Here is a 26620-nt window from a genome sequence, read left to right on the forward strand (position 1 = left end):
TCCTCCTTACGGTTTTAATAAAAAAAGCCGCTTTTCAAGCGACTCAATCGGGGTTCCTTTTAGTTTTTCTTTGGGTTTAAGCTTTTGCAGGATGGAATTTGTCACTGCCTGCCTGCTGAAGATCATTCCTCCTGATACTTCAAATTCGGATAGCGATGATTCATTCTCCATAAACAGGATGCCATCGGCAAAGCCCAGTTCCACCGCTTTTCTTGCGTTAAACCAGCTTTCCGCATCCATAAGGTGCGATATTTTCGCCCGGGAAAGCCCGGTTTTCAGCTCATAAGCGTTGATGATGGATTCCTTTATTTCTTCCAGCATTGCGATAGCTTTCTCCATTTCTTCTGTATCACCGATGGCTATTGTCATAGGGTTGTGAATCATCATCATGCTGACTGGTGACATAAAGACGTCACCTCCGGCCATAGCTATGACCGAAGCGGCGCTGGCTGCAATACCGTCAATCTTTACCGTCACTTTGCCTTTGTAATCCATAAGCATGTTGTAAATTTGATTAGCTGCAAATATATCGCCGCCCGGACTGTTAATCCAGATCGTTATATCACCCTCTCCGGACAACAGCTCCGATTTGAACTGCTTGGGAGTTACTTCGTCTCCAAGCCAGCTTTCCTCGGCTATGGGCCCGTCAAGGTACAGAGTCCGGCTGCCGTCATCGTTTTGCACCCAGTTCCACCAGCGTGACGCTGGACCCAATCCGCGCTCCGGGTTTTGCGGGTTTTGGGGCTTATCTGCCCGCGTTTTTGCTTGCATTCTTATCTGCCTCCTTATCATAAAAATTGCCTGCTTGCGACAGCGGAAGCATATTGCCGTTGATGAGATACAGGTCGCCGCCCAGTTCCGCGGGAATGCGGTTCATGTTCTCAAGCTCACGGATATCGTTAGCAGACATCCAGCCGTTCTGGCGAGCTACAGCATAACCATTCATGCGGCTTGCATAATCACCGCGCAGAAGGCCATCTACATTGAATTTGACAAAGTATGCCCGCTTCTCTGATGGTAAAAGCAGCGCTTTTTGGAGAGCCTGTTCCCAACGCACCACCCACGGGTCAAGCGTGTATTTAACAAATTCCAGAGATTGCTGTTCGATGTTTGAAAAGCTTGACTTTTCAAGATCTCCAACCATATGGGGAGGTACTCGGAATATCCGAGCAATTTCATTTATCTGAAACTTTCTTGTCTCTAAAAACTGTGCCTGTTCGGGTGGAATGCCGATTGGTTGAAACTTCATTCCCTCTTCCAGAACTGCAATGCGGTGAGCATTGGCACTTCCTTGATAAACAGCGTTCCAGCTTTCACGCACCTTTGCCGGATCCTTTAATACGCCGGGATGTTCCAGAACACCACCCGGATTTGCACCGTTGGCAAAAAAGGATGCACCATACTCTTCACAGGCAATAGCCATGCCTATGGCGTTCTTGGCCATAGCAATAGGGGAGTATCCGATCAGTCCGTCAAAACCTAGTCCCGGGATGTGAAGAACCTCATCACTTCGTAGGTAAATAAGGCCTGCTTTTGGATTAACCCTACTCTCATCGCTGTCGCACCGATAAGTGTAAAACAGTTCTCCGTTTGGAGCCCTGTCTACCGTCATTTTGTTTGGCAGAAGCGGATAAAGCGCCAGCACCCGTCCCGCGCCGTCCCTAATAATTTGAGCGTAAGCATTTCCCCATAAAAGAAGATGACTCATCAGTGTTTCTCGGAACACGAATGAAGTCATCTCAGGGTTTGGTTCGTCATGGAGTAAATAATAGAGCGGATGGGTCAACGCTTTTTCTTTGCCACCGTCTTCTTTATAGCGGTACACATGAAGCGGAAGCCCGGCGATGGCTTCTGCAAGTATCCTTACACAGGCATACACTGCAGTTGTCTGCATAGCAGTCCGCTCATTGACAGCTTTTCCGCTGGATGTGCCGCCGAAGAAAAAGCTATATGCATTACCGAACAGGCTGTTTTTCGGCTTATCCCTTGCTTTGAACAAACGGGAAAATACACTCATATAATCAACAGCCCCCTTTCATCATAAATTGATCCGTTGCGTTCATCCCCGTCATGCCTTAACGCGCGGTCAAGCGCCATAATTAACGCTACCGCACCATCTATTCTCTCGGTGGACTTTTCTTTGTCTGGCTTAATGTTTCCAGCGGGGTCGGTTTTGACATAGATATTGTCCATCATCCACCGCAGTACTGGATTACCGCCATGGGCGATGCGTTCTTCCAATGTCAGCTTCATCAACTCTTTTGTAGGCGGGGACATATCCTTGAATCCCTGACCGAATGGAACAACCGTAAAACCCAAAGCCTCGAGGTTTTGCGTCATCTGAATTGCGCCCCAGCGGTCAAAGGCTATTTCCTTAATGTTATATTTCAATCCAAGTTCCTCAATAAAGGTCTCGATAAAACCATAATGCACGACGTTACCCTCAGTGGTATATAAAAAGCCTTGCCTCTCCCAGACATCATAAGGCACATGATCTCTCCGCACACGCTGATCAATATTCTCCTCCGGTATCCAGAAAAAAGGTAGAATCTGATATTTATCAGATTCATCAAGCGGCAGAAACACCAGCACAAAGGCGGTAATATCGGTAGTAGATGACAGGTCAAGTCCTCCGTAACAGGTTCTGCCGCGCAATTTTTCTGCATCAACAGGAAACGCACACCTGTCCCATTTATCCATTGGCATCCAGCGCACCGATTGTTTCACCCACTGATTTAAGCGGAGCTGACGGAATAAATTTTCCTCTGCAGGATTTTGCTTGGCATTTTCACAAGCCACCCTCAATTTTTCGATGTCGACTGTAATGCCCAGTGACGGGTTAACCTTTCTCCATACCTTTTCACTTGTCCAGTCATCGGTATCGGCTGCGCTGTAGATAACAGGGTAGAAAGTCGGGTCTATCTTGCGTCCCTGCAGAATATCCTCAGCCTTTTGATGTACTTCCCAGCAGATGGAATTGCGGTCGGTACCCGCAGTTGTAATCAGGAAAAACAGCGGCTGTTTTCTTGCATCGCCAGATCCGTGTAGCATTACATCATACAGCTCCCGGTTTGGCTGAGCATGAAGTTCGTCAAAAACCACACCATGGACGTTTAGCCCATGCTTCGTGTATGCTTCAGCTGAAAGTACTTGATAAAAACTGCCTAATGGTTTATACACCAGCCGCTTTTGCGACAGCATTGGTTTAATTCGAGACTTTAATGCCGGACACTGTTCCACCATATCTACCGCAACATCGAAAACGATGGATGCCTGCTGACGGTCAGATGCACACCCGTAAACCTCGCCACCATGCTCGAAATCACCGCAGGTAAGGTATAAAGCGATTGCTGCTGCAAGTTCGCTCTTACCCTGCTTTTTTGGAATTTCTATATAGGCAGTGTTAAACTGTCGGTATCCGTTAGGTTTCAAGATTCCGAATATATCCCGGACAATCTGCTCCTGCCAGTCAATGAGTTCAAAAGGCATCCCATACCATTCGCCCTTGGTATGCTTCAAGCAGTTTATAAAAGTAACAGCGGCATCCGCCGCTTCCTTGTCATATCGAGAACCTTCGGCCATAAACTTTGTTGGTTTATACCGTTTTAACTTCCGCAGCTTTGCCGCCTCCTCTCTTAAAATTGAACAAGAAAAAAGGAACCTCAGGGATGAAGTTCCTCTCGTTAATGGATTTCTATGAAACCTGTTACGTTATTAACGTTATCGTTTGCCTGTCAGGATAAACTCGGCATATTCTTTCTTGTGTTCATTAAGAAGAACCACCAATTCATAAAAACCCATTTTATATGCCTCTTCCTGCACTCTTGGCAAGTCAAACATATTGCAGGCACCGCTGTCCCGTATGGCAATAATCTGCCGGTAAATCTTATCAGTAATCAGATTTTCGTTCTCCATGGCCTACACCTCAGACTTCTCTGCCTGTGATACTGAATCGCGTACGGCTTTATTGAGAACCGAAATATCAAAGCCCGCGTCTATATATCCCTGGCGAATCACCTCGTAATAGTAACGACCCGGTGCCCCCAGCGGTCTGCCTTCATTCATGATATATACCATCGCGGACACCCACTGTCCTTTGAAACGCACTCTAACCGTTTCTTTCCGGTACAGATGCGGGTAGCCTTCATATCGGTCCAGCGCTTCCTCGTCATAAGGCGTGATTCTCCAAAGCAGTACCGGTACGCTTTCACCTTTTTGCTTTTCTATCGTCGCTACTGCGCCGCCATTCCCGCCTCTGAATAACAGCCGGTATCCTGTGAGTTTTGCACTCCCCAGCACTTTTGCCGTTGGACAGCGGTATGCCATTTGCTTCAAGTTCAGGTTGCTTCCATATGCTAAATATATTGTTCCTTTTTCTTTGCTCATCGTATCATCCTCCTTGTGTGTACCGCAGGCTAGGGGCGGCTCTCCGCCCCCAGCACCCGGTTATCTATGCTGCCCGAAACCGCCATGCCGCGTTGCCGTCGAGGTGTTTGCAAAGGTGCTCCCGGCAGTTTTTGAACTCATCACCGATAAGTCCTATGCGGTTGAGATATGTCCGCATGGCAAACTTCTCATTTTCAACCTGTGGTTTCTTGCTGGAAGCGCATTTTTGGGTTAATGCCTGATGGTTTAGCGCCAGGGCAAGCACTACGTAGCTTCTTATTTTCCCCGCATGAAGTTCGCTGTTGAAACCGCGAAGTTCAATCGTCCCGTTGCCGTTGAAAAAACTGTGCAGGTTCAGAAAATGGTACCTGCTGTTGTGGTAATGGGTACTCCGGCTTTCGCTGTAACCCTCGTACCAGATGCTCTCAATTGCCGCCATGGTTTTGGGCTTACGCCGGTTCATCTTTTCAACCAGTGCCGCATCCATCTTCTTGCAAAACCGTATCCTGTCCGGCTCAATCTGCAATGCCTTATAGAAAAGATCATTCTTGCTGGCGATTATATTGATAAAATTGCGGATGCTGCGCGGCGTGTGGTTTGCCCCGTCTATATGGATATGGATTCCGCAGCTTGTGTTTGCAAAACCTCCCGCCTTGCGGAGCCTCCTTATCAATTCTTGCAGGGTTTCAATATCCTCGCGGTATGTCAGTATCGGGCTTACCAGCTCAACACTGTATTCCCGTCCTGCTGCTTCAATCCGACCGCGCTCCTTTTTCTGAGTCCGGATGCTCCCGTCACTCATGAATTTCCATACCCGTCCGTCCGGCGCAATAACCTTTTGGGTGTCGTAGTAATCTCCGCTGGATTCAATCCTCCCGCCAAGAAAAGCTGCTGCAGTTTTGGCCGCCTGCTTCCTTGTAATCCCTGTTAATTCTACCTCGATTCCAAATCTCGTTGTAAGCATTGCGCTTTCTCCTCGCTTTCTCTGTGTTTTCTGCCCTTTGGCAGTGTACATTAGGCCATTGAAAACACAGGATAGCAAGGCAATTCTGCATGAGTTTCCGCTGGATTTTGGACGATTTTTCGCATCTTAATTTGTGTACATTTACAGCTTCCTGATCATATCCACACCATAAGCTGCGCCCAAGGAAGAACCGCTGTCCCAGTTGATATGTATGGTTCCGATATCATCCACAAAAGAAACTGTACCTTGATCTCCCGGTTTCAGCTTAGAGTACGGATCATCCATGCAGATAAGCTCGACGCGTGTTCCCGGCGGATACTGCTCTTTAAGGCGGAGGACAGTTTCTTTTGAAGGATAATCTCTTACACTCATTGCTCGTCCTCCTTTCCAGGATAATATGCGGCGTACTTTGGATAATCCCTACCGTCCGGCATTACCAGCACTCCGTCAGACTGTCCCCGCCGCTTAACCAGCAAGCAAAGCCACACTCCATCCTCGTCAATGCGGCAAAGCCCTTTGTTTTCCTCAATAAATGTGCGGTCAACGTATAGGTCGGCAATGAAGTTGTCATAGTCAATCTTTGAAAGTTCGACAGTTTTCACAACTGCAAATCGTTTCCTCATCTCATACCGATGCGGCACCTTTAGATCCTCAATCCTAAACGGATGCTTGACAAAGAAGGCGGTGCTATGAAAATCGTTCATTTTCGTCCACCGCCTTTGCTCTGCCTTTCCGGTACGCCCCGTTGCCGGACAGCCTTGAAAGCAGCACCTTGCGTTCGGTTTTGAAGTTATCACCTATAAATCCCAGCCTAAGCAGGAAACAGCGAAAAGCATATTTTTCATTATCTACTGGTTTTTCATTGCACAGCACTCGCTTTTGTGCTTTTGCCTGTTCTGCCATCTGCTTTGCCAGCGTTATATATGTCTGTACCTCATCGGCATTTAGGGTCGCGTTCCAGAAAGGGAAGGTAATCTCATCGTTTTCAGCTAAGACTTCAAGTTCCCGGTCAATCGTCATCGCTTTCTTTATCAGTGTCTCTTTGCTGGCCAGCATATTATTAAGGTTTTCAAGGCTTATCTCGCTAAAGCCATCCAAAAAAAGAGTAATTGTCATGGTTCCCTCTGCTGATAAGCCCGCCATATTCAGCGCGTCAATAACAGGACGGATGCTTTTTATTTCATCAAGACTGATTTTCGGCGAGTGAACCACACTGTCCCTGCCAACCGTCCATCTGTCAGCAGATTTCTCGTCGTTAACCTCATACATAAACCCTGGGGCTCCAGTATAACGCACCTGGCCTTCAAGGACTTCAGCTATGACTGAAGCAATAGTTTTTCTCTCCTGACCGACAACCTTCTGTGAAAAGCGAAAGCTGTTATCGTTCATGCCATACACCTCCCCTCAAACAAGCTAATACATTTCTGATTCCCATAAAAAATCCCACCTTTCCTTTTTGGTGGGGTACATTAACGCTCTATTTTGAGGGGAAAGCAAGGACATTTTTAAGCAATCTGTGTTTCCGCATAAGGTATTTTTTCGCTACCTGACAGCAGGAATACTGAGTCTGTTCCGAATTGTGAAACATAGCGCTTTACAATCACATCACAGTATTTCGGGTCAAGCTCCATCATAAAACAAACCCGCCCGGTCTGCTGTGCCGCAATCATTGTCGTACCAGAACCACCGAACAGGTCAAGAGTTAAATCTCCAATATCGGAACTATTGAGTATTGCCTTTGCTACAAGCGATACCGGCTTCATGGTAGGGTGCTCCTCCGATACTTTAGGACGGGGTATCTCCCAAACATCTGACTGTTTACGGTCTTTAAGCGGGCAAAGGCGTGTTCCTTCAAGCCAACCATACCAGATCGGCTCGTACTGGGTATGATAGTCCTTTCTTGATAGTACCAAGCTGTCTTTTTTCCATATAATTGTGCTCGACCAGTGATACCCTGCCTCCCGCATGACGTTCATCAAACTGCCCCATTCCTGAGCACTCATTACCACATAGGTCATGCATCCGGCTTCAGAAACCTCTTTCATGCATTTAAAAGCGCGCAATAAAAAAGCGCCGAATTCTTCGGTGCTCATATTGTCATTTAGAATTTGTCTTGGCTTCCAGCTTGGATGCCTGGTATCTGAACCGTAATCAACATTCCAGGGTGGGTCGGTGAAAACAAATCTCGCCTTTTGTCCGTTCATCAGCTTTTGCACATCTGAAAGCATGGTGCTATCACCGCACATCAGACGGTGGCTGCCAAGTACCCATATGTCGCCCTTTTTGGTAACCGGAGTTTTAATCTCTGCAATTGCCTTTTCTGTATCGAAATTATCTTCTTTGACATTAGCGGTTGTTTTATCACGGAACAACTCATCAATTTCCGAAGCATCAAACCCGGTAAGAGAAACGTCAAAACCATCTTCATTTAAATCCATAAGCAGATCGGTCAAAAGCGGAATATCAAACTCGCCACTGATTTTATTCAGTGCAACATTGAGCGCCTTTTCCCGCTGTTCATCCAAATCAACTACAACACAGTCGATCTCCTTATACCCCAAAGCTGTAAGTACTTTATAACGCTGATGTCCGCCGACAATATTCCCGGTGCGTTTATTCCATATGACCGGCTCTACATATCCAAACTCTTCAATGGATCGGCGGAGTTTCTCGTATTCAGGATCGCCCGGTTTTAAGTCCTTCCGCGGGTTATATTTCGAAGGTTTTAATTTTTCTGCTGGTATTTTCAGTATATCCATAAATCTTAACCCTCCAGTTTGACGGCTTTTTCGCCGGTGAATTCCTCCCAGCGCTTAACAGCTAAATCACAGTAAACAGGGGATAACTCCATTGCGTAGCATTTACGCTCGGTCTGTTCAGCCGCAATTATAGTAGTTCCGCTACCAGAGAACGGCTCAAGCACAATACCGCCTTTGTCGCTGTGCATTTTGATGCACCGCCATGGAAGCTCCACAGGGAACATTGCAGGATGCTCCTTGTTTGCCCGGACAGTGGTCATCTCCCATATCCCAGCATAACCCCATTTCTTGCGTTCTTCCTTTGTAAGCCGTTTCACAAATTTATAACTGTGTCCCGCAAAGGCTGAAAGCCATACATATTCCTGATCGTTATATTCCTCAACTTCTCCTTTATTGCTGAAGGCTGAAATATACTCATACTGCTGAACCGGCTTGTTTGAAACAAGATGATAAGGTCCTACACCGAAATTTTGCCCTTGTTTCTTCCAAATGCGGATCCAGATAGGGCGGTAACCGTTGTCCAAGAACATATTCACGCTGTAAACACTGGTGGGTTCAATAAACTGAGAGCCGGTGGCATAGAGATCACCTAAGTTCCAGCAGACAATATCTGCATACCTGCACAGGTTTCTAATCACTGGGCGTACTGTCTCGAACCATGGTTCAATCCCAGCCTTTTCATATTCTTTGCCTACCCCATATGGAGGGGAAGTCACTGCCATCTGTGCGTGACACCCTTCCATCAACTTCTCAAAATCCTCATCCTTAGTAGAGTCGCCGCACATCAAGCGATGATTCCCGAGAAGCCAGATATCGCCCCGCTTCGTTACCGGCTCGCACTGCACAATTTCCTCATGCGCTTTATCTATGTCAAAGCTGTCCTGCACCGCTTCCTTGGCATACCATCGGTTGAGCAGTTCGTCAATTTCAGAAGCGTCAAATCCTGTGAGCGAAACATCAAAGGCACCTGCGTCCAACTCAGCCATCAGTTCAGCCAGTTTATTCTCGTCCCACTCTCCCTGAATCTTATTAAGAGCAAGATTGAGCGCTTTTTCCCTCTGGGGGTCAAGATCTACAACGACGCAATCTATCTCTGTCTGTCCCAAGTCCAGCAAGACCTTTAAGCGTTGATGCCCGCCTACCACATTACCTGTTTTTTTGTTCCAGATAACAGGCTCCACATAGCCAAATTCCTCTATTGACCGTTTTAGCTTTTCATATTCCTTATCGCCAGGTTTTAAATCCTTGCGCGGATTATATTTTGCAGGATTAAGTTTATCAACTGAGATTTTTTGTATGTTCATCTTGCATTCTCCTGTTCAATATTTTCTCAAGGCCCTTTTTAGCACCTACACAATCTCCGTTTAATACTTGTCCCCGCAGGGTTTTAAACTGTTGCCTCGTTAAATGGTCTTTGTATTTTCTCAGTTCTCTAAGAAAGCTTGACTTTGATTTTTTCATCAGCCACCCCTCCTGGCTGTCAGGAGTTTTTCCATCACATCGTCGTGGGGAGTGGCCCCCTTGTATTCGGTAGCACAGTTTTCCCGCACGACTTGATAAATTTGATACCACAGGTTATTGGCCTGTTTCATGAAGCTTTGACTCATAGCCACATAAGGTGACGGGATGGCATTGCCAGTCGTCGGATGCTTAGCAAGAAAGCCAAATTCAGTGATACATTCCTCGCACTGGATCCACCGCGCCACACTCTGGGCATATTGCTCTATAAGCTGCGCAGGGATAAGGTGAACACACCTGCGTTCCTTAAGCCACTGCCATGTTTTTTCGTATATTTCCACCGCCAGTGTTGTTTTTCCGTTCTTCTGCTTTGCAGCAAGATAATCCCTCGGTGGCGGCATGCTCTCTCCTTCCAGTTCCGCAGCATCCGTAAACTCCATTACCATGAGCTTTCGTCTGCCGGGATTTCCTTCCAAAATCTTATCCGCCAGAGGTTTTTTCTTCTGTCCTGCACCGATACGTGCCCCGCCGCGGTTGGTACCGTCCTTTGCCATACACATCACCTCGATTCATGTAAAAATAAACAGGGGATATACCCCGTTTGAAACTGCGATTTTTCGCGCGTGACCCCCCGCCCGTTGCACAAAACTGCTTCACCAGAGATTTTGACCCCCCTACCGTCTTGCCCATCGTTCTCCTTCGCGAGCAGTGATCGATGAGTGACATTGTTTGCACAGGCTCATAAGGTTATTGTCTGCATTGGTTCCGCCTTTGGATAAAGGGATAATATGATGTACCTCTTCAGCTGGTGTAAGCCTTCCGTACTTTTGGCACTCCTCGCAAAGCGGATGCTCTGAGATATATCTGTCCCTGATGCGTTTCCATCTCCGGCCATAGCGTTTTCTTGTTTGGGGATCTCGTTCGTATTTGTTGTAATAAGCATCCACTTGCCTTTGATGCATGTCACAGTACCTTCCGTCCGTCAGTTCAGGACAGCCAGGAAAGGAGCAAGGCCTTTTTGGTTTTCTTGGCATCTGGCCACCTCCTTTACGCGTATAAAAAAGCCCTCACAGGTTCATCCCATGAAGGCTTATCCATAACTTTTCACAATACCATTATATTTGGTTTTTTACTGAATTTCATCTCATAAAAATCTCATCTGGAATATTGAACAACACATTTGCTATTTGACCATGGCATCTTACCGTTATAATACTTATCTGAAATATATCTCTGCATATCGGGTGGTAAAGCTGCAAGCAAAAGATAAGCCTTTTTCCTATCTTCCTCTAACTCCTGGGTGCTTTTATAGAAGGAACATTTATCTTGCAAGCACTTGTGTACAGTCAGGATATTGCAGCCATTCCTTCCGTTACTGCCAAAACAATTATCGTACATCTTTCCTCACTCCTGTTTTATGGCATAAAAAAAGCCCCGAAGGGCTTATGCGTTTTAATGTCATTTTTCACGATATCATTATATATTGGATACCTGTGTTTTACATCTCATGAAAATCTCATCTTAAAGGAAGCTAAAAATATCAGTTTATTTGTTCAAAGATAGCTTTCGAATATACTTCTATATCCCCAGGAGTAAGCATGTTGAATTTTTCTTTCACAGCTACAAAATATTTCCCGATCAATTCTTTGGGTATTACACGATTAGAATGCGCATCCACTGGCAAACCGTCTCTAGTATGCCGCCATGGTTTCTCCAGATGCGTAAACTTCTCTAGCGTTTTTCCGCTATAACAGCAGAAGTTCTTAATAACGCTATCCAATATCGCTTTTTCAGCAGTTGTAAAAACTGATTCATCGAAAGCTTCAACGCTCTCAATAGGGTCAAACCGATAAGATGAATACCTGTTATATATATCTCTGTAAACCGGTCCATGGACCCATGCCTCACAGTCTTCTTCAAAAAGAAACCGTCCTTCAAAAGCATAATAAAAACCCTGTACATAATATAGCGCCTTTTGTAAAGCTAAAGGAGTTATGTCCTCGCATTTATAAAGCAGATATTGGATAATTGAGTCCAGCTTTGAACCCGTTTTGTTTTCTTCCCCAAGCAGTTCCTGTACCTTCCGCTTACTTTTTTCATATGCCTGCAGAGATTTTAAATTGTCCTTATTTTTCTCCAGCAATTCTTTATAATACGCTGGATCATCATAAATCTTTTGAAGAATATCCGAATACTGTTTTGTAGGCATATCACCTTCACAATATCTCGAAAAAGTCATTTCCCCCCAACCTAAAAGCAATGATAGCGGACGTTTTCCAATATTGTATTTCTGAGGTATTTCTAATATCTTCTCCAGCGAAATAATGCCGTTTTTTTGACGGTACGTGTCATACAAAGCCTTTAGATTTTCGTCCTCTATATCCGCTACATAGACTTCGCTCCCACATTCCGTACAAACAGCCTTCTTTCCAGTATACTCATATTCTTCGCCTTTAAGTTTACCCTTAATTGTTGCTGTTTCTACCATGTATTCGACATCTCTTCTGCATTCCTCGCAAAATGTCTTATTCCTATTCATAAGGTGGCCTCCTTTCAAACTCTCTAATTTTCTGATTGATCATCGGAAAAGATAATCAATCGGCTTGTTTCGCTTATGAAACGATATAACAACCACTCGTTTTCCACTTTCACTATCAATTAGATTAAATTTCGTATATATATCAACTAACTCCTCGATGCCATCAAAGTTAAATAACGTAACCTGGGGACAAAATACATATAAAACCTCATGTTCAAATCCTACTTTCGTATTTTGCAATGAATGGCAAAAATCTTCTGTTTTTATTTTCAGTAAAATCTCCTTTTGCCTTCTGCTGTTTAGATTATATTCATTTATAAAATCTATGTTTTCTTGTCTATTCTCATTTTTTGATATAATGAATCTGCCCTCTCTAATACAGTCATGTATCATTGCCAAAATCTCATCAATCTGTTCCCAGGTATAATTCTGATTATAGTGCTGATTCATTGCATCACCTCTTTGGTGATACAATGATACTATATTATATGCCTTTTGTCAAGATTTATGCATCAATTAGTGCATTTTTATTTTATTGATTTTTACATTAAAATATGTATACTAAAGATAACAGTTCCTACAAGCTTATATTAAGCGCAATACAGTAGGCCATTAAAAATACCCACTTAGGTAGTTCGTTCTATCTAAGTGGGTTTCCTATTTAACATGCAGCTAATGTTATCTTAAACTACTTCCCGTATAAAAGCAGTGCCAGATGATTAAGTGCCTTATCCTTCCTACGGTACACCTGTGCTCTTTCAAGAAACAGCTTCTCTCCGATGTTTGCTACAGCTTCTGTCTTGCTCACATCATTAACAAAAAATTCTGTCAGTATAAACTGTTCTTCCTCCGACAGGGCTTCCCAAGCAGGCTTGAACCACTCCATATATTCCAATGCCCGCCTGTAACGTTCTTTCAACACATCAATCTCGTCAAGGCAAGCAGCAAGGCGTTCTTCGCCGCTTTTGGGATTGTGTTTGCCCGGAACTCCGGTAATCTTTGCACTATGAGGGCTTGTCATACGGGTTTCAACTTCATATATATCCTCATCACTGTGCTCGATAATGTACTGCATGCTGCTGTAATCTTTCAAAGCTTCAACAGCAGCCGCTTTTTTATCTAAATACTGCCATGCAATCAGCATATCGCACCTCCAAAAAATCAAGATAAAAAACCTTGATCTTTGAAGCAGTGTGCTTATTTGCGTTGCTTTGCAGTGCTTGTTTCCTTGTTCGTTATGTCTTCGTTCTTTATAGAAGGCCATGCTTTTCCAGAATAACCTTCACCTCATCTACCGAATGGACAACCGCTGCCACGCCTCCTGCATTGAGGATTTTCCTTATAGTTGCTTCCTGCAGTTTTGTTGTCTTTCCCGATGGGGTTTTTATTTCAAAAGCTAAAAACCGTCCATTTACACAGGCAATAATGTCTGGTATCCCCGCTGTCCCGTACATACCACCATGTTCCTTCCAACAGAAACACCCCGGTACTGTCTTTAAGTACCGCAGTACTTTAGTCACAATACTTTTTTCAGACATAACCGCTCATCCTCCAAAAATGTTACCTTTTTCCCTCTTATAACCTCGTAACATCCAAAAAGGGCATCTCATAAATCAGCTTCCCAAGCGCTTTTCAGGATTTTGTTACCTTGTTACCTCTTTTTGGGGTAGGTGTATACACAAATATTTTTATTTTTATATTTTTTAGTCTTAAAAAAGCAATGGTACTTTCGCGCGTATATATAAAGTTTAGGTAACAAAGGTAACATCGGTAACAAATGGCTATTCATCAGCGTTTCGGGCGTTACCTTTTTGTTACCTTGTTACCTTTTTCAATACTAAAGAGGCTCAATATCTGTGATTTCAAAGCCGCTCACATCGCATCGCTCTTTCAGTATCGAGAAATCAAGAGCCCACGCTTTTTTTGTTTCATTCCCGAAACGCATCGTTTTATTGCTCTCTATAAAAAAGTCACTTTGCCTCAATTGCTTCAGAAACTGGTTATATGGAAGACATTCACCTGTGATTGCATAATCGCGTCTGTACTTGGTATAGCGGTCATATACATCACAGAAACGAATCCCGATAACCTTGCCATCTTTATCAAAAGTGTAGTCTTGATTCGGAGCCAGTTTCATCCGGGCCATGATTTCCAGCGTCTGTTCTACAATGGTCTTATTATTGCTGCCGCCATCCAGCAAGTACTCCTGCACACCGTTTTGAAGATATCGAATACATGTCACTTTGTTAATGGGAAACACTTCAGACCATGTAACATTAAGGAACTCACATAGTTTGTTTACTAGGATCAGTCCGGCATAGCAACAGGCGAGATTATTGACGATACGAGATGGAAACTCATCAGATATCTCTGACTTTGCTTCCTCATACCACTTCTCTGCCTCAGCAACCGATACTCTGAGTGCTGTATCCAGCAGGCTCCGACCGAAGCTGCCAAGCAGATCCGCTTTCGCACACAGCTTATAAAATGCTTGTCTATGGCTGGCTGGTTTTAAGTCCTTCTTGCTGAATAGCAATTCTATGCTCCGTTCTCTGATGGCCGCTTCATCCGGCGATTCCTCACCAGCTACAATAATAGGCGCCAACAGTTCATAAGTAACAGCACTTTGATCCGCCCTACCGCGGACACCTTCATGGCCGTCATATGCATCTCGAAGATGGTTGTATAAGGCATTTAGCCTTAACTTATCTATCTTTGAAGGCTTGAACTCATCCATCAACTGTGGTATCAGATTCGATGATGCAGATTCCTTCATCAGTGTAAATGCAGTAACCTGTGTAGCCGCGCGGATTTTACTGCATGAAAATACCGGCAGAATAACCCGCTCCAATGTATTACTTTTTCCGCTACCTTGTTCTCCGACAAGCAATAAATGAGGAAACTTGATGCCTGATTTTTTAAGATGCGGTTTGATAAAGCACCCGGCCACCCAGGCCATTACTGATACCGTTTTTATGGGTTCGTTATAGCTGAGGAGCCATTCACCAAGCATAATAAGCTGTTCCTTTGTCAATGGCTCAAAGGTTAGGATATCGGTTGTTATGCTTTTATACTTATCAAGCTGCACGATATCTTCAATCATGTTGCCTCCGGCTTCAATGGCACCATCCGTTGAAACATATACCATCCGCCCGCCATGCTCATAAATTCCAAGAGCCTTGACCCCTGTTTTCCGTATCCACTCCATTTCGGATATATAACCTTTCAGCAGTTCCAAATCTCCTTCTGAACCAAAATAGCCTAAGGATATCGTCCGGCGGTTCAAGATATTTTTAAATTTTTGGATGTTATTGAAGTCGGTAGTCATAAATGTCTGGCGGTATATTTCATCACGAATTGTAATAAGATCAGCAGTCATCTGCGTTTCATCTTCCGATACAATCATCTCCACCGGTTGAATGATAAAATTTGTTATAGGATACACACTTTCGCCTCTGGTGCGGTAATACCTGCCCTCATGTTCAAAGATAACTGACTCGCTTTCGCGGCTGTATACGTTCTCTGTAACTTCAATGGCCTTATCCAGTGTCTCCTGCCCATATGTTGCTCCACTTGCATGATGTACCGTATCCCACTTTTCCCGGAATAACCCGGAATTTCTAAACAGCCTGTCCATCTGCTCTTTGTTTTTGCCTGACCAGAAAGCTAGCATACAGCAAAGGGCAAGGTCGGCTTCGGACTGGCTCGGATACCCTGCTTCCTGCCATTTTCCTTCCCATAGCAGATTAAATTCCTTATGGTTTTCGGCTGTCCGGGCTTTCTCCAGAATTTCTTCATCTGTAAGCGGCTCTAGCTTAACCACCTTACTGTCTTTCTTGCTTTTTCCTCTCCGCTTTTTACTTTTGATATAATTCTCATGTATCCAGGCCAGTGCCCCGTTATCTTCAGCAATATAATCAGGAGTCCCTGGCAGTCGTTCGCCAGTCATTGTGAAGTATCTGCTGTGGGCATACATTTCAACGCCGGTTTTAGTGTTTTTATTGCCCTTGGCAGGCATCTCCCCTTTATAGAAAATATGAAGCCCGGTTCCTGAAGGGCTGATTTCCGTATAGGACGGAAACCGCTCAAGGATATCCTTGGCGGTATCGCTTAATCCCCCAGTGTTTTTGTCGCGGCAGTGATCAATGTCTACCCCCACTAAGCCTCCGCTTTTTGCGAACACAAAACCTAATCCGGTATAGAGGTATTGTTCTTTTGCCGCAATCGCATCGTCAAGGGTCGACCAGTCGTTTGGGTTAGTGCTTGAGGCTTTTCTACCGGTTAAGGGATTGTAAGGGATTTTACTGTCTCTTCCGTCCTTTGTGTTTGGTTCCAGACGCCAGCAGATCCATTGCTTCCGGTTTGCCAATTCTTTAGGGAATGAGATGCTCACTTACACTGCACCTCCTCGCATCGTTCATTAAAATACCGAATCGGAATGCTGCGCTGCTTTGCCTTTTCAATCTCAATGGACATCCCTTTAGTAATTTTTCTGCCAAATACCCACACTTCTGAGCACTTTGACATCAATACCATGCCAAAGAACAATCCCAGATTTCGCATTTGTTCATCATCGTCATCCATAAACTGCGGAAACAAGAGGTGCGGAGCAATAGGTATGCAATTCCTGCTCACTGCAAATCGGCAGTACCCCTGAGCTTTACGGATATTACGTTCTATATCTCCAGCATATGGGCTGCAGATAAATACCATCGGTCTGTAAGGCGCTTTCCTGGCCTCTCGCTCAATCCTAAGCAATGCTTCATAAGGTGTGGGGTCGTAATATCCTTCCGCGTTAAACTTGCTGATACTCATGGTATTACCCCCTGCCTATGCGCTTTTTTGTTCACGTTCGATTACAGGCAATATACCTTTCTTGTTTTTAAGAAGGTCATAGATAAATAGCCTTCCTTTTTGTGTCCAATATGTGTGCATTACGCTTCTTTCTGCATCAATAGCATGAGTCTTGGACTGCGTGTATCCTTGATCGGCGTACTCCTGATATAAAAGCCAGCAGTTTCCCATTTTGTACTGTACTCCAAGCTCATGAAGCAGCTTATTGAAAGCGCGGCCAGACATTCCGTAATCCTTGGCAATCTTGCTGATCGGCACAAGGCTTTTATTTTGCAATATGAGATCATAATAGCTCGCTTTGGGCTTCAACTCACTGATAATCTGTTTATTCTTTGCATTCTCTATTTCTAAAGCTTTCCGTCTGTCGCGTTCTGCCTTCAGTTCAGAGAAAATCCTGATACCATACTCCGGATTAGAAATCATCTCTTCGATAACTTTATCTGTAGCATAAACTCCATATTTTCTGATCGTGGGCAACACTTCATCAAAGACCCATTTCTCAAAGCGTTCAGCTGCAGGAAGTTTACTGCGTATAATAAGGCGATATAGATTTCCTTCTGTAATATAAGTCCGTTCAACATGCTGTTCAGTCGAGACACCATATTGATTTGTAGTTAAGGTGACCCCGTCGTGTTTCACGACCCCGTCTGGTTTACAATGGCGTTGTATCGCATCACGAGGGTTACTATATCTAAGCATCCTTGCACAATCTGTTGCAGGGAAGTATTCCTTTCCATCAATTACGAGAACCTTGAGTTCTCCAAATTCTGTATTCTTAAAAACCTGTAAATTATTCATAACATCAATCCTCCATTTCTTTCATTTCTCCAAAATTTCTGCCTATCGAGGCTTCTGCCACAATAGGTACATCAAATTCTGGGAAGGGTTGTGTTTCCATACACTTTTTTATAAAGGCAACTGCTTCATCCACCTTGTCTTCCGGCAATTCAAAAACCAGCTCGTCATGTATCTGCAGTATAGGTTTCAGCCAAAGCCTCTCGGGAAGTCCACTGATGATGCGCCCGCAGGCAAGCTTTAAAATATCTGCCGCTGTACCCTGAATAGGTGTATTTAATGCGCACCGCTCGGCAAACGACTTCTTGCCCCAATCGGATGACCGAATTCCCAGCAGGTATCTTCGCCTGCCCAGCCATGTTTCTGTATAGCAGCTTTCAGCTGTACGCTTTTTAACTTCATCTTGCCATCGGACAAGACCGGGGTATCCGGATTTCAAGTTTTGAATGATGGTCTCACATTCGGACAAAGTTGGGTTCAGCCCAGCTTTAAATTTAAGTGTTCTCTGTAAGCCAGTAGGAAACAGGCCATAGAACACACCGAAATTGCAGTTCTTTGCAATGGTTCTGCGCTCTTTATAATGTGGAGCATTTCTGTCTGCTGCCTTCTCAAAAGGAATGCGGTAAATAACAGAAGCGGTCTGAGCATGGATATCACCGCCAGTACGATAGGTTTCCAGCATACGTTTGTCCCTGCAATAAAATGCTCCGACGCGCAGTTCTATCTGCGAGAAGTCAAGGGATAAAATAGCCTTTCCTTCCGGTGCAATGATAAATTTCCGTACGCCTATTGGGTCATTGTCTTTCTGCGGACAATTCTGCATATTCGGGTTTCTTGAAGCAAACCGCCCTGTCTCTGTACCCAGCGGCATAAGATCCGGATGAATCCTGCCGGTGTTTTCATCGATAAACCGAAGATAACCGTCTATATAGGTGGATTTGAGTTTTCCCCATTTGCGGTACTCCTGCACCAGATCAAATAAGCGAACAAGCTCAGGTCTGCTAGATTCACACCATTCTTTTAACAGAATCATGGTTTCATCGTCGGCAGCTTCCTGATGTTTTGCGGTTGTTTTCATAACCGGAAGGCCAAGATCCACAAAAAGATATTTTTTAAACGCCGAAGTTGAAGCATTTGCCCCAATCTCTACGTTGCCGATAATCCCGGCAATCTCATTCCTGATACTGACGATCTTTTTCGCAGCTTCCGCTTGTTTTTTCAGCATGGCTGACTTGTCCACCAATATACCGTTATACTTCATTATCCCGACATACACTGATGTAGGCGATTCCACCTCTTCCACAATCGTTCTGTGTTTGGGCAGAAATCTATCAAACCACTGATTAAAAACATGGTATAGGCGAAGAGTATAATCACTGTCAGCACAGGCATAGCAGATAGTCTTCTCATCCTGAGGGTTTAATTCATCGAAAAATCGACCGTCAGTAACTGTTGAGAATTCTGTCATTTCCGCTTTGCATAGTGCGGGTGCAAGCGTCTTAAGTCCGCTGTCAGCAAGACTTCTGAACTCCCACTTGCTTTTTAATGTAAGTTGTGATGCTGCAATCGTGTCATAGCAAGGCTTTTGAAGGACGATACCTCTTGCGTAAAGGAACATAGACTCAAAAGCCAGATTATGAGCAACTTTTATTACATCTTTTGATTCGAATAGTAATTTCAGATAATCCCATATAGCCGCCTGGTTCTCTGCATTTCGCCCGCTACGATGTTTAAGTGGAACATATATAGCAGTCCCTTCTGATACTGAAAAACTGATCCCTGTAATATCTGCTTTATGAGCATCCAGAGCTGCACTTTTATCGTTCCTCCATTTATCGCGGGGTGACGTTTCAAAGTCGAAAGCAAATAGGACAGTGTTTTTCAGATACTCTTGTATTTCAGACAGCATATAAACACATTTGTATCCCATGCGGTTCTCCTTTCCGCCCTATCGGAGATGGAAGTTACTCTCCGATAGGGCCTTTGATCACTTAAGCGGCTCAGTAATTTCACCTGATTCAGGGTCTACATTTATTACCTCTTCACCGGCAGGTTCAGTGTCATGGCCGACTCGGGTACTGAATGCTTTGACCTGCTCGGAAAGCTTGGATATCAACGCATATTCGTCAGCGGTCAAATCCCGATCTACAGCAAACTGAGCCTGTGAATAGGTGATACCGCTTGAATTGGTCGCCTTTTTCAATGAAAAGCGGGTAACTACGCTGTTCGACTTTTTACCTTTAGAAAGCAGCCTTTTGATGTAGCGGGAAAACTCTTTCAACGATCCTGTTGGCAATGAGAGTATCAACGGGAAAATCTCCCCTTCATGCAGTACATATATCCTGCGGCGGTTTTTGCAGGCTTTGCTGCCGTTTTCCCCCGAACCGAACTGATTATATGGGCATTTGGCACAGCTTCCTCCGGGGTCTCCTTCGCCGGTTATACCATCAAAGCTTCCGCAATCCGGTGGGTTACTGCCTCCGGTATACTTGTCCTTGTAGTATGCATAAAGTGGATGATGATAAAGGATTACCGCTGAGAATTCTTTGACAGTATCAGGTTCTCCGGGATTTTCCCCGGGTACTTCGAACACCGTGCTTCCGGCGGAGGGAATCTTGATTCTCTCAAACCCCGCGTCCAGCCCGTCCAGTTCCTCTGCCATCATTTCGGCCATGTTAACACTGGCCAGTTGGTTATACCCACTGAGTACATTGTTTTCCTGCGCCTTAAGCGCCGTTTCTTTCTTGTTTGCCATAATTCGTAACCTCCATAAATTTGTTATTTGCTTGCTTTTCTAACGCCGACCGTAGTTTTGTCAAAGACATTGACCAGCCCTGTCAGCCAGTCCGGTAATGTGTCATCATTTTCCCCAATCTGCTCCTTCACGAAAGAACTGAGGGAATTGGCGTTGACTGTTTCATACACCAATTCACCAAAACCCTGCTGCCGGAGCGCGGCATACAGTTCCTCCTTGGAGCCGGCAACCGCCGAAGCGCGTGTCTTAGTGGTCAGGCAGAACATCGTTCCAGAACGGGTAAAGTTTTGCGTTTCGCTCTCTGCCATAAGCTCCGAAAGTCGGTAGTCTGTCTCATCAATCTTAGCGTTGATGTCTTTGACCTGTTGCTCTAAATCCTGTTTCAAATCACGCAGATTTTTCAGAGTATCCGCTAACTCAAACATTTTTTGCGGTGTTAACTTGTTAACACTATCCATCAGAATCATCCTCTCATTGAAATGGGTTCAGGCCGTGCCGGTAATCATCCACCAGCGTCCGAGCCAAATCCGCCTTGGAACGGAGCGCCTCCAGCACCTTTTCATCCACCGTGCCTTTGGCAACAAGATAAATGTAGGTGCAGTTTTCCTTCTGCCCGACACGGTGAATTCTTGCTTTGGCCTGTTCAAAATTGCTCATGCTGTAATCTTCCGAATAAAACACCATCGTGCTGGCGGCGGTCAGCGTGATGCCGAGACCAGCCGTGGCAATCTGCCCGACAAAGACCTGTATATCCGGATTGTTCTGAAACGCCGACACCTGTTCCTTGCGGTCTTTCACGCCGCCCATGATGCAGGAATAGCCGATGCCCTGTTTATCCAGCAGCTTGCAGATGGCATTAATCTCCGATATGAACCGGGCGATAATCACCAGCTTTTTGCCTTCCTGCTGTGCCTCGTCGATGATGTCCTCCAGTGCCGATTGCTTTGCCGTGCTGATACGCTGCGGCGCGTTGCCATCATCATCCCCGATGAAGCCTCCCGTAAGCTGGGAAAGTCGGAGCAGTCGGGTCAGGATATTGGTGACGGTGACCTCGCTCTGACTGAGTTCGGCATAAGAGTCCTTCACCAAATCGCGGTACACTCTCAGTGCAGCAGATTCCAGTTCCACATAGCGGACGATGTCTGTCATTTCCGGCAGGTCGAGGCATTCGGCCTTGGTCGCTCGAAAGGCAATGCTATGGAGACGACGCATCAGGTCTTGCTCCATCGATCGCTTGAGAACCGGTGTGTGATTTCCATAGCCGGTCATATCAAAGTAGCGATTGCGCCAAACGTAAAAGCTGCCACCGAATATCGCCGTATTTAGGAACTTGTACTGACTGAACACATCGATTGCCTTATTGGTGATTACCGTGCCGGTGAGCAGGAGGCGGTAGGATGCCTTCGCGCCGATCCGGTGCAGTGCTTTGCTGGCGGCGATATTGTGGGTCTTGATTTTGTGTCCCTCATCGGCAATAATAAGGTCGGGCTGCCATGCGAGGATTTCCTTTTCCAGCCGCCACGCTGATTCGTAATTTACCACCGCTACCTGCAGGGAAGCTCCTCGTATATGCCGCAGAGTGTCCGCCTTTTTCGTACCGCTACCGGAGAGAACGGCGAGGGTGTAATCGAAGTCAGCAAACTTGCCGAACTCCTCATCCCACACACCAACGATTGAGAGCGGAGCCACCACCAAAACCCTGCGGATTTTGTCCTTCAGGTACAGCGCACCGGTGATGGCAATGCTGGTGATTGTCTTGCCGGTTCCCATTTCCATCAAGAGCGCCGCGCCTTGACTAAGTGGTGTACCGTTGTCCAGTCCAAACATTCTGCGGCTGAACGCAAACGCCTCACGTTGGTGTTGGTAGGGCGTAGCCTTAATCGGCATGGGCGGACATGGGTTTTCCTCTTGCATCATTGACACCTCCATTCTCTGCCGACCGCTGTTCCAGCAGAGCCAGCTTTTTTGCCAATCGCTTCGATACCACGCTGATGGCAGTAAGTACACCGACCAATTCCTCGGTGGTCTCTGAATCTCGCGGTGGGGATAAAGCGGCAGTTGTTTTTCTGTCCATACATTTCACCTCCGTCTGAGGGTAAATAAAAACCCCTCACTATCCCAAGGACAGTAAGGGGGCGAATGGAACACTTTTACAGATATTTTTTCAAAATGGTTCTCAACTTCTCAATGATACGCTTATGCCGCCGGATAACATTCGTATGGTTAGTGTTATTCAGACGAGCATATTCTCGTATGGTCTGTTCATTAAAATACAGTGCATCAATTAAATTGCGCTCATCATCCGTCAGCGTTGCCAGTGCCTCAAACAGCATATCCAGCAACAGCTTGTCCTCTACAATTTCGTCAATAAGCGCCTGATCGGATGGGATATTTAACCCAGCTTTGGTGAACGCATCCAGCGAAAGCGGAGTCGTGCCGTTTTCCTGTTCTCGCTGCCTGCGTTTCTTTTCAGCCCATACAGGACGCTTGAACGCACGATACACTTCTTCGCTAACTGGAACTTTCTCGCCGTCAATGAGGATATAATATTCCTTTGCCATTGTGCTTCCTCCTTTCCTCGAAAATTTCAAAGAAAGGGGAAGCGGCGGAGCCCTCGCACGATAATGCGTTAATTCAGCAGTATATGAGGAATTTCGCAACAAAAAAAGCGCGGAACCTAACCTTTCGGTCAAGCTCCGCGCTTTACATTTCATTATGTAATATTGTGTGCTTTCATGTCGTCCGGGCGAACTGCGCATGGCGGCCACCTCCACGGTGCCGCCGGTTGAATGAAGCGCAACGAGTCGTATTGCTACAACTCTATACACACCACCGCTGTTAGCTTATTTCCTACATATAAACGGCGGCTCTTATTTTAATAAATTCAAGCCGCCTGATGATTGTCCAATTTTAATACAGGTACGGAAGGGCGGCATATTTTAAAGATTCTGGATCAAGCAACATTGCGAAATGCCGCCTCCTTTTGCTTTGGATTTGCGGGTATATATCAGCTTCATTCTATAGAGAGAAAAAGAGCCGACAACTGTGATTTTACTCACGGTTATCGGCTCTGCGTCTTGCGTCCGGCTCTTTGATAACTGATATTTTTAGTTGTTGTACATCAATCAATGTTTCTTTTTTGCACTTTGGACAGAACAATGGAAAGTTCTTCAGTTCTGTGTCTGCCCGTATTTTTATTCGAGTTTTATTCTTGCAGATAGGACACAGCAACCAGTTTTCTTTATTCATTTAGCATCACTCCTTTGCACGATTTATACAGTCATGGCTTGCGCTGTTCGAGGGATGTTTTTTATTTTAACATTTCAAAGCGTCCCTGTGCCTCTCCATCAATTGACCATTCCGTATCTTTTTCAAAATTAAGAGGAAAAACATCAACAGATATGCAAAGATGCCCATCCAGATTGAACTACGATATAAAAGTTAAACTAATAATGTATCAAGTATCATTATCAAGGTGTCTTTTCGCTCGGGTCATAAACTCCCATTTAATCTTGAACAGTTCTCCTATAAGGAAAAACTTGTACTTGGCATACAGGATCAAATCCACCGAGCCGAGCATGGTGCTGCTGACCGTCATGGCAAGGTTAATCTTTGAAATTCTCCTGTGATATGCAATATACCTTGGCTTCCATACACTTGGGTCAAATTTCTTTTTGAACTGGTGTAACTTTTTGAAGTGGTAGCCGGCATCCATTTTCTGAAAGATGGCATTCAGCAACCTTTCCACAATGGTCATTCCAGTTTCACCTGTGCCTATTCCTGCCAACGGCGCTAAGTTCAGACTGATTTCCTCAATGCCTTCTTCCCGTACTGCTCTGGCAACGGAAATGATTGCGTGTTCCATGCTGCCGGTAGGCGCATCCATCTTTCGATGCATCAGGTCTACGCAGAGCTTCTTTCCATGATCATATGGCAGGAAGGAAAGAAATATCAGCATCGTTCCTTCTGCATCTCTGGTGATGAAGAATCGTCTGTCGTAGGGATGTTCAAAATCAATGCTTCCCACAGCAAAATTGATTTGCCGTTCTTTGCTCTCATACCACTTCCGGGACAAATCCACGATCTCAGTTTCCAATGCTAAATCACGCTTTTTCTGCGGACAGTATTCCTGCAAAGTAACACCACTTTTATCGCCTTTATTCACGCTTCGGCGCAAGACTGCACGGGTGCCACCAACAAGGGTGTAATCCGAAAGGTTAAGGATAGCTTCTTCGCCGCACTTCATGACCGAAAGTCCCAATTCCTGCATAATGTGCATCGTATCGCTGCTCACAGCAATGAAGATCGGCTTTAAGTATTGTCCTTCACAAAAGCGAAGGTATTCCTCTATCAAAAGTTTTCTGTCCTCCGACTCACATACTGGGTCGCCCAGACTCATGGCCTTTCTGCCTTTGCGCAGATAGGAAATATAACCTTGAACCTGCGTTCCAAAGAAAAATTCATATTCTTCCGTAAGGCTCAGATAGTTCAGAGAATCATATCCGTGTGCTTTTTGTAGAAGATAGGCTCTATCAATTTGCTTTCTCTTTTCTGTCATGTTATTCGCTCACCTCGCTCTCGCCATTTATTTGCTCATTGAAGAAGTCCAGGATCAAGGCAATCATCTGATCCTGCTGTTCTTTCCAGGTGATCGTTGCCTTTCCGTCAAATCCCGGATGCCAGTAAGCGCCGAACTGATTATGATTTGCGCCCTCGATCATGACACTGATGGAGTTCTCCGGCAGGTAGTTCAGATTTGATTCCATCATTTTATCAGGCATAACGCCGTCATGCTCTGCGGTAATACGAATGGCGGATATGTCTGTACACGACAAATCAAGAAACATCAAGGATGCTACGAAAGCGATACCCTCCAGCTTCTCCGGCTGCTCTGCGGCAATCTGGCTGATTGGCAGGCCACCAAGGGAATGACCAATCAGAAACCATTTCTCAATTTCGGGGTTATCCTCCATAATTTCAAGCCCCTGTTTGGGACCATAAACAGCCATGTGCAGAGGAATATTGGGAATGATAACAGTATGACCTTCCTTATTGATCTGCTGAGCGATATAGGCATAGCTTCTTTCATCCGCCTTTGCACCGGGGTAGATGATAAAGCCCACATCACTTTCTCCATAGAAATACAGATCGCCGCCCACATTTTCCATTTGGTCTGCAATCTTCGCTACTTCCGGCAGGGCGGGTGTATAGATAAATGCTGCAATGAGCAAAACAACAAGCACAACGACAGCCACAATAAGCCATCTCTTTTTCCTTCTTTTCTTCTTATCCATTTTGTGTTCTCCTTTTTTGTTTTGCCTGAAAGGATTATTCTCTCCACGGGAATAATCCTTTTATCTTTCATCGGTTTTTCATTTCAGAATGACCATCATCAACAACATATCTTAGCACGATTAACTTGCGAGATAAAAGGCTATGCCCTCATCCTGACAAACCGGAATTTGTGCGATTAACTTCCGGTATATCCTTCATTCATTCTTTAATTATATTTTCGTAAGCACGTCGTCTATATCCCCATCAATGCAGATGCTCCTATATCAATTCCTTCAACGCATCCGCCAGCGGCGTAATCTCACGACCCAGAACCTTTTCCAGCTCTTCCGGAGACAGAGCATCTTCTCCGTTGTTCCCTGCAAGCGCATAATCCTGATAGTTTGTGCCCAGCATCCTGCCTAGCGGTGAAATCTCATCTTCCGTGTACACTGTTTCAAATCCCTCTCTTGTGACCACTTTTACATCCAGCTTCTTACTGCCTGCCCTTTGGGCAACAAAAGAGATAAAAAAATAAACCTGCAGGCAATCTTTCATTGAATCATTTCAGAATATATTCCATATGTGTTGTCATCAAACAGCACCCACATCACCAAATCAAATGCATCCGGATTCTCATCCATATATTTCTGAACGGTCTTAACTGCAACCTTCGCAGCCTGCTCAACCGGATAATAAAACACACCTGTAGAGGTAGTGTCAAAAAATCTATGAAAACTTAGTTTTGGAGGGATGTGATCTAGCGAAACTAGAGGAAATGCCGCCGCAATCGCTCTTGACAAACACGTCAATGGTTTGATTTCGAACCAACAAGGGCG

Annotated in this window: 31 protein-coding genes and 1 pseudogene; all 32 read right to left on the bottom strand. The window is 45.1% G+C overall.

The window, feature by feature from the left end:
- Nucleotides 1-6 precede the first annotated feature (6 nt).
- On the bottom strand, nucleotides 7-771 hold the full coding sequence (locus tag ACFPOH_RS16375) for a head maturation protease, ClpP-related (RefSeq protein ID WP_390310657.1): 765 nt from the start codon (nucleotides 769-771) through the stop codon (nucleotides 7-9).
- Complete coding sequence (locus ACFPOH_RS16380; protein WP_390310659.1) at nucleotides 746-2017, bottom strand: phage portal protein; 1272 nt, start codon at nucleotides 2015-2017, stop codon at nucleotides 746-748. The genes ACFPOH_RS16375 and ACFPOH_RS16380 overlap by 26 nt, the downstream gene beginning before the upstream one ends.
- Nucleotides 2014-3582 (bottom strand): terminase large subunit, encoded by a 1569-nt coding sequence (locus ACFPOH_RS16385; RefSeq protein WP_465270749.1) that lies wholly within the window; start codon nucleotides 3580-3582, stop codon nucleotides 2014-2016. Before ACFPOH_RS16385 ends, ACFPOH_RS16380 begins: the two co-directional genes overlap by 4 nt.
- A 138-nt stretch (nucleotides 3583-3720) precedes the next feature.
- Complete coding sequence (locus tag ACFPOH_RS16390) at nucleotides 3721-3915, bottom strand: DUF5049 domain-containing protein (RefSeq protein ID WP_390310661.1); 195 nt, start codon at nucleotides 3913-3915, stop codon at nucleotides 3721-3723.
- Nucleotides 3916-3918: 3 nt separating this feature from the next.
- Nucleotides 3919-4386 carry a gamma-glutamylcyclotransferase family protein gene (locus ACFPOH_RS16395; RefSeq protein ID WP_204614532.1) on the bottom strand — a complete coding sequence of 156 codons (468 nt, stop codon included), beginning with the start codon at nucleotides 4384-4386 and terminating at the stop codon, nucleotides 3919-3921.
- Between the two features lie 64 nt (nucleotides 4387-4450).
- Entirely contained in the window at nucleotides 4451-5350 is a 900-nt protein-coding gene (locus ACFPOH_RS16400; protein ID WP_058258370.1) for an amidoligase family protein, read from the bottom strand.
- 141 nt (nucleotides 5351-5491) lie between these two features.
- Nucleotides 5492-5722 (bottom strand): DUF4314 domain-containing protein, encoded by a 231-nt coding sequence (locus ACFPOH_RS16405; RefSeq protein WP_058258371.1) that lies wholly within the window; start codon nucleotides 5720-5722, stop codon nucleotides 5492-5494.
- Nucleotides 5719-5991 carry a DUF6329 domain-containing protein gene (locus tag ACFPOH_RS16410; RefSeq protein ID WP_390310664.1) on the bottom strand — a complete coding sequence of 91 codons (273 nt, stop codon included), beginning with the start codon at nucleotides 5989-5991 and terminating at the stop codon, nucleotides 5719-5721. The genes ACFPOH_RS16405 and ACFPOH_RS16410 overlap by 4 nt, the downstream gene beginning before the upstream one ends.
- 46 nt (nucleotides 5992-6037) lie before the next feature.
- Nucleotides 6038-6739 carry a virulence factor gene (locus tag ACFPOH_RS16415; RefSeq protein WP_390310665.1) on the bottom strand — a complete coding sequence of 234 codons (702 nt, stop codon included), beginning with the start codon at nucleotides 6737-6739 and terminating at the stop codon, nucleotides 6038-6040.
- Between the two features lie 116 nt (nucleotides 6740-6855).
- Nucleotides 6856-8109: a site-specific DNA-methyltransferase gene (locus ACFPOH_RS16420; protein ID WP_390310667.1), complete on the bottom strand. Its 1254-nt coding sequence runs from the start codon at nucleotides 8107-8109 to the stop codon at nucleotides 6856-6858.
- 5 nt (nucleotides 8110-8114) lie between these two features.
- Nucleotides 8115-9413: a site-specific DNA-methyltransferase gene (locus ACFPOH_RS16425; RefSeq protein WP_390310669.1), complete on the bottom strand. Its 1299-nt coding sequence runs from the start codon at nucleotides 9411-9413 to the stop codon at nucleotides 8115-8117.
- A complete protein-coding gene (locus ACFPOH_RS16430) occupies nucleotides 9388-9570 on the bottom strand; it encodes a hypothetical protein (RefSeq protein ID WP_281742712.1) in 183 nt (60 codons plus the stop codon). The genes ACFPOH_RS16425 and ACFPOH_RS16430 overlap by 26 nt, the downstream gene beginning before the upstream one ends.
- Nucleotides 9570-10121, bottom strand: coding sequence for a P27 family phage terminase small subunit (locus ACFPOH_RS16435; RefSeq protein ID WP_003515999.1), 552 nt, complete (start codon nucleotides 10119-10121; stop codon nucleotides 9570-9572). Before ACFPOH_RS16435 ends, ACFPOH_RS16430 begins: the two co-directional genes overlap by 1 nt.
- 120 nt (nucleotides 10122-10241) lie before the next feature.
- Nucleotides 10242-10601: an HNH endonuclease gene (locus ACFPOH_RS16440; RefSeq protein ID WP_390310671.1), complete on the bottom strand. Its 360-nt coding sequence runs from the start codon at nucleotides 10599-10601 to the stop codon at nucleotides 10242-10244.
- Between the two features lie 506 nt (nucleotides 10602-11107).
- Nucleotides 11108-12106, bottom strand: coding sequence for a type II TA system antitoxin MqsA family protein (locus ACFPOH_RS16445; protein WP_158740443.1), 999 nt, complete (start codon nucleotides 12104-12106; stop codon nucleotides 11108-11110).
- A gap of 39 nt (nucleotides 12107-12145) precedes the next feature.
- Nucleotides 12146-12556: a hypothetical protein gene (locus tag ACFPOH_RS16450; RefSeq protein ID WP_034844757.1), complete on the bottom strand. Its 411-nt coding sequence runs from the start codon at nucleotides 12554-12556 to the stop codon at nucleotides 12146-12148.
- A gap of 238 nt (nucleotides 12557-12794) precedes the next feature.
- Nucleotides 12795-13250, bottom strand: a complete 456-nt coding sequence (locus ACFPOH_RS16455; RefSeq protein WP_004400053.1) for a hypothetical protein — start codon at nucleotides 13248-13250, stop codon at nucleotides 12795-12797.
- Between the two features lie 106 nt (nucleotides 13251-13356).
- The gene (locus ACFPOH_RS16460) at nucleotides 13357-13644 is read right to left on the bottom strand and encodes a VRR-NUC domain-containing protein (RefSeq protein WP_390310673.1); all 288 of its coding nucleotides are present in this window, start codon (nucleotides 13642-13644) and stop codon (nucleotides 13357-13359) included.
- Between the two features lie 299 nt (nucleotides 13645-13943).
- On the bottom strand, nucleotides 13944-16499 hold the full coding sequence (locus tag ACFPOH_RS16465) for a phage NrS-1 polymerase family protein (RefSeq protein ID WP_390310675.1): 2556 nt from the start codon (nucleotides 16497-16499) through the stop codon (nucleotides 13944-13946).
- Nucleotides 16496-16921, bottom strand: a complete 426-nt coding sequence (locus tag ACFPOH_RS16470) for a DUF7768 domain-containing protein (protein WP_004400050.1) — start codon at nucleotides 16919-16921, stop codon at nucleotides 16496-16498. Before ACFPOH_RS16470 ends, ACFPOH_RS16465 begins: the two co-directional genes overlap by 4 nt.
- 15 nt (nucleotides 16922-16936) lie before the next feature.
- Entirely contained in the window at nucleotides 16937-17758 is an 822-nt protein-coding gene (locus ACFPOH_RS16475) for a phage antirepressor (protein ID WP_390310676.1), read from the bottom strand.
- Nucleotides 17759-17762: 4 nt separating this feature from the next.
- Complete coding sequence (locus ACFPOH_RS16480; RefSeq protein ID WP_390310678.1) at nucleotides 17763-19685, bottom strand: bifunctional 3'-5' exonuclease/DNA polymerase; 1923 nt, start codon at nucleotides 19683-19685, stop codon at nucleotides 17763-17765.
- Nucleotides 19686-19742: 57 nt separating this feature from the next.
- On the bottom strand, nucleotides 19743-20510 hold the full coding sequence (locus tag ACFPOH_RS16485; protein WP_390310679.1) for a hypothetical protein: 768 nt from the start codon (nucleotides 20508-20510) through the stop codon (nucleotides 19743-19745).
- A 23-nt stretch (nucleotides 20511-20533) separates the two neighbouring features.
- Complete coding sequence (locus ACFPOH_RS16490; RefSeq protein WP_390310680.1) at nucleotides 20534-20968, bottom strand: gp33 family protein; 435 nt, start codon at nucleotides 20966-20968, stop codon at nucleotides 20534-20536.
- Between the two features lie 13 nt (nucleotides 20969-20981).
- Nucleotides 20982-22427, bottom strand: coding sequence for a DEAD/DEAH box helicase (locus ACFPOH_RS16495; RefSeq protein WP_390310681.1), 1446 nt, complete (start codon nucleotides 22425-22427; stop codon nucleotides 20982-20984).
- A complete protein-coding gene (locus tag ACFPOH_RS16500) occupies nucleotides 22387-22584 on the bottom strand; it encodes a hypothetical protein (RefSeq protein WP_390310683.1) in 198 nt (65 codons plus the stop codon). The genes ACFPOH_RS16495 and ACFPOH_RS16500 overlap by 41 nt, the downstream gene beginning before the upstream one ends.
- A gap of 76 nt (nucleotides 22585-22660) precedes the next feature.
- A complete protein-coding gene (locus ACFPOH_RS16505) occupies nucleotides 22661-23071 on the bottom strand; it encodes a sigma-70 RNA polymerase sigma factor region 4 domain-containing protein (RefSeq protein ID WP_390310685.1) in 411 nt (136 codons plus the stop codon).
- Nucleotides 23072-23561: 490 nt separating this feature from the next.
- Nucleotides 23562-23759 carry a cysteine-rich KTR domain-containing protein gene (locus ACFPOH_RS16510; protein ID WP_390310687.1) on the bottom strand — a complete coding sequence of 66 codons (198 nt, stop codon included), beginning with the start codon at nucleotides 23757-23759 and terminating at the stop codon, nucleotides 23562-23564.
- Between the two features lie 208 nt (nucleotides 23760-23967).
- The gene (locus ACFPOH_RS16515) at nucleotides 23968-25068 is read right to left on the bottom strand and encodes a bifunctional lysylphosphatidylglycerol flippase/synthetase MprF (RefSeq protein ID WP_390310688.1); all 1101 of its coding nucleotides are present in this window, start codon (nucleotides 25066-25068) and stop codon (nucleotides 23968-23970) included.
- A gap of 1 nt (nucleotide 25069) precedes the next feature.
- Complete coding sequence (locus ACFPOH_RS16520; RefSeq protein WP_390310690.1) at nucleotides 25070-25804, bottom strand: alpha/beta hydrolase; 735 nt, start codon at nucleotides 25802-25804, stop codon at nucleotides 25070-25072.
- Nucleotides 25805-26063: 259 nt separating this feature from the next.
- Complete coding sequence (locus ACFPOH_RS16525; protein WP_390310692.1) at nucleotides 26064-26261, bottom strand: hypothetical protein; 198 nt, start codon at nucleotides 26259-26261, stop codon at nucleotides 26064-26066.
- Between the two features lie 74 nt (nucleotides 26262-26335).
- Nucleotides 26336-26620: pseudogene (locus ACFPOH_RS16530) on the bottom strand (hypothetical protein); the annotation flags it as partial.

This window comes from Ureibacillus suwonensis (assembly GCF_042655065.1).
Taxonomy (GTDB): domain Bacteria; phylum Bacillota; class Bacilli; order Bacillales_A; family Planococcaceae; genus Ureibacillus; species Ureibacillus suwonensis.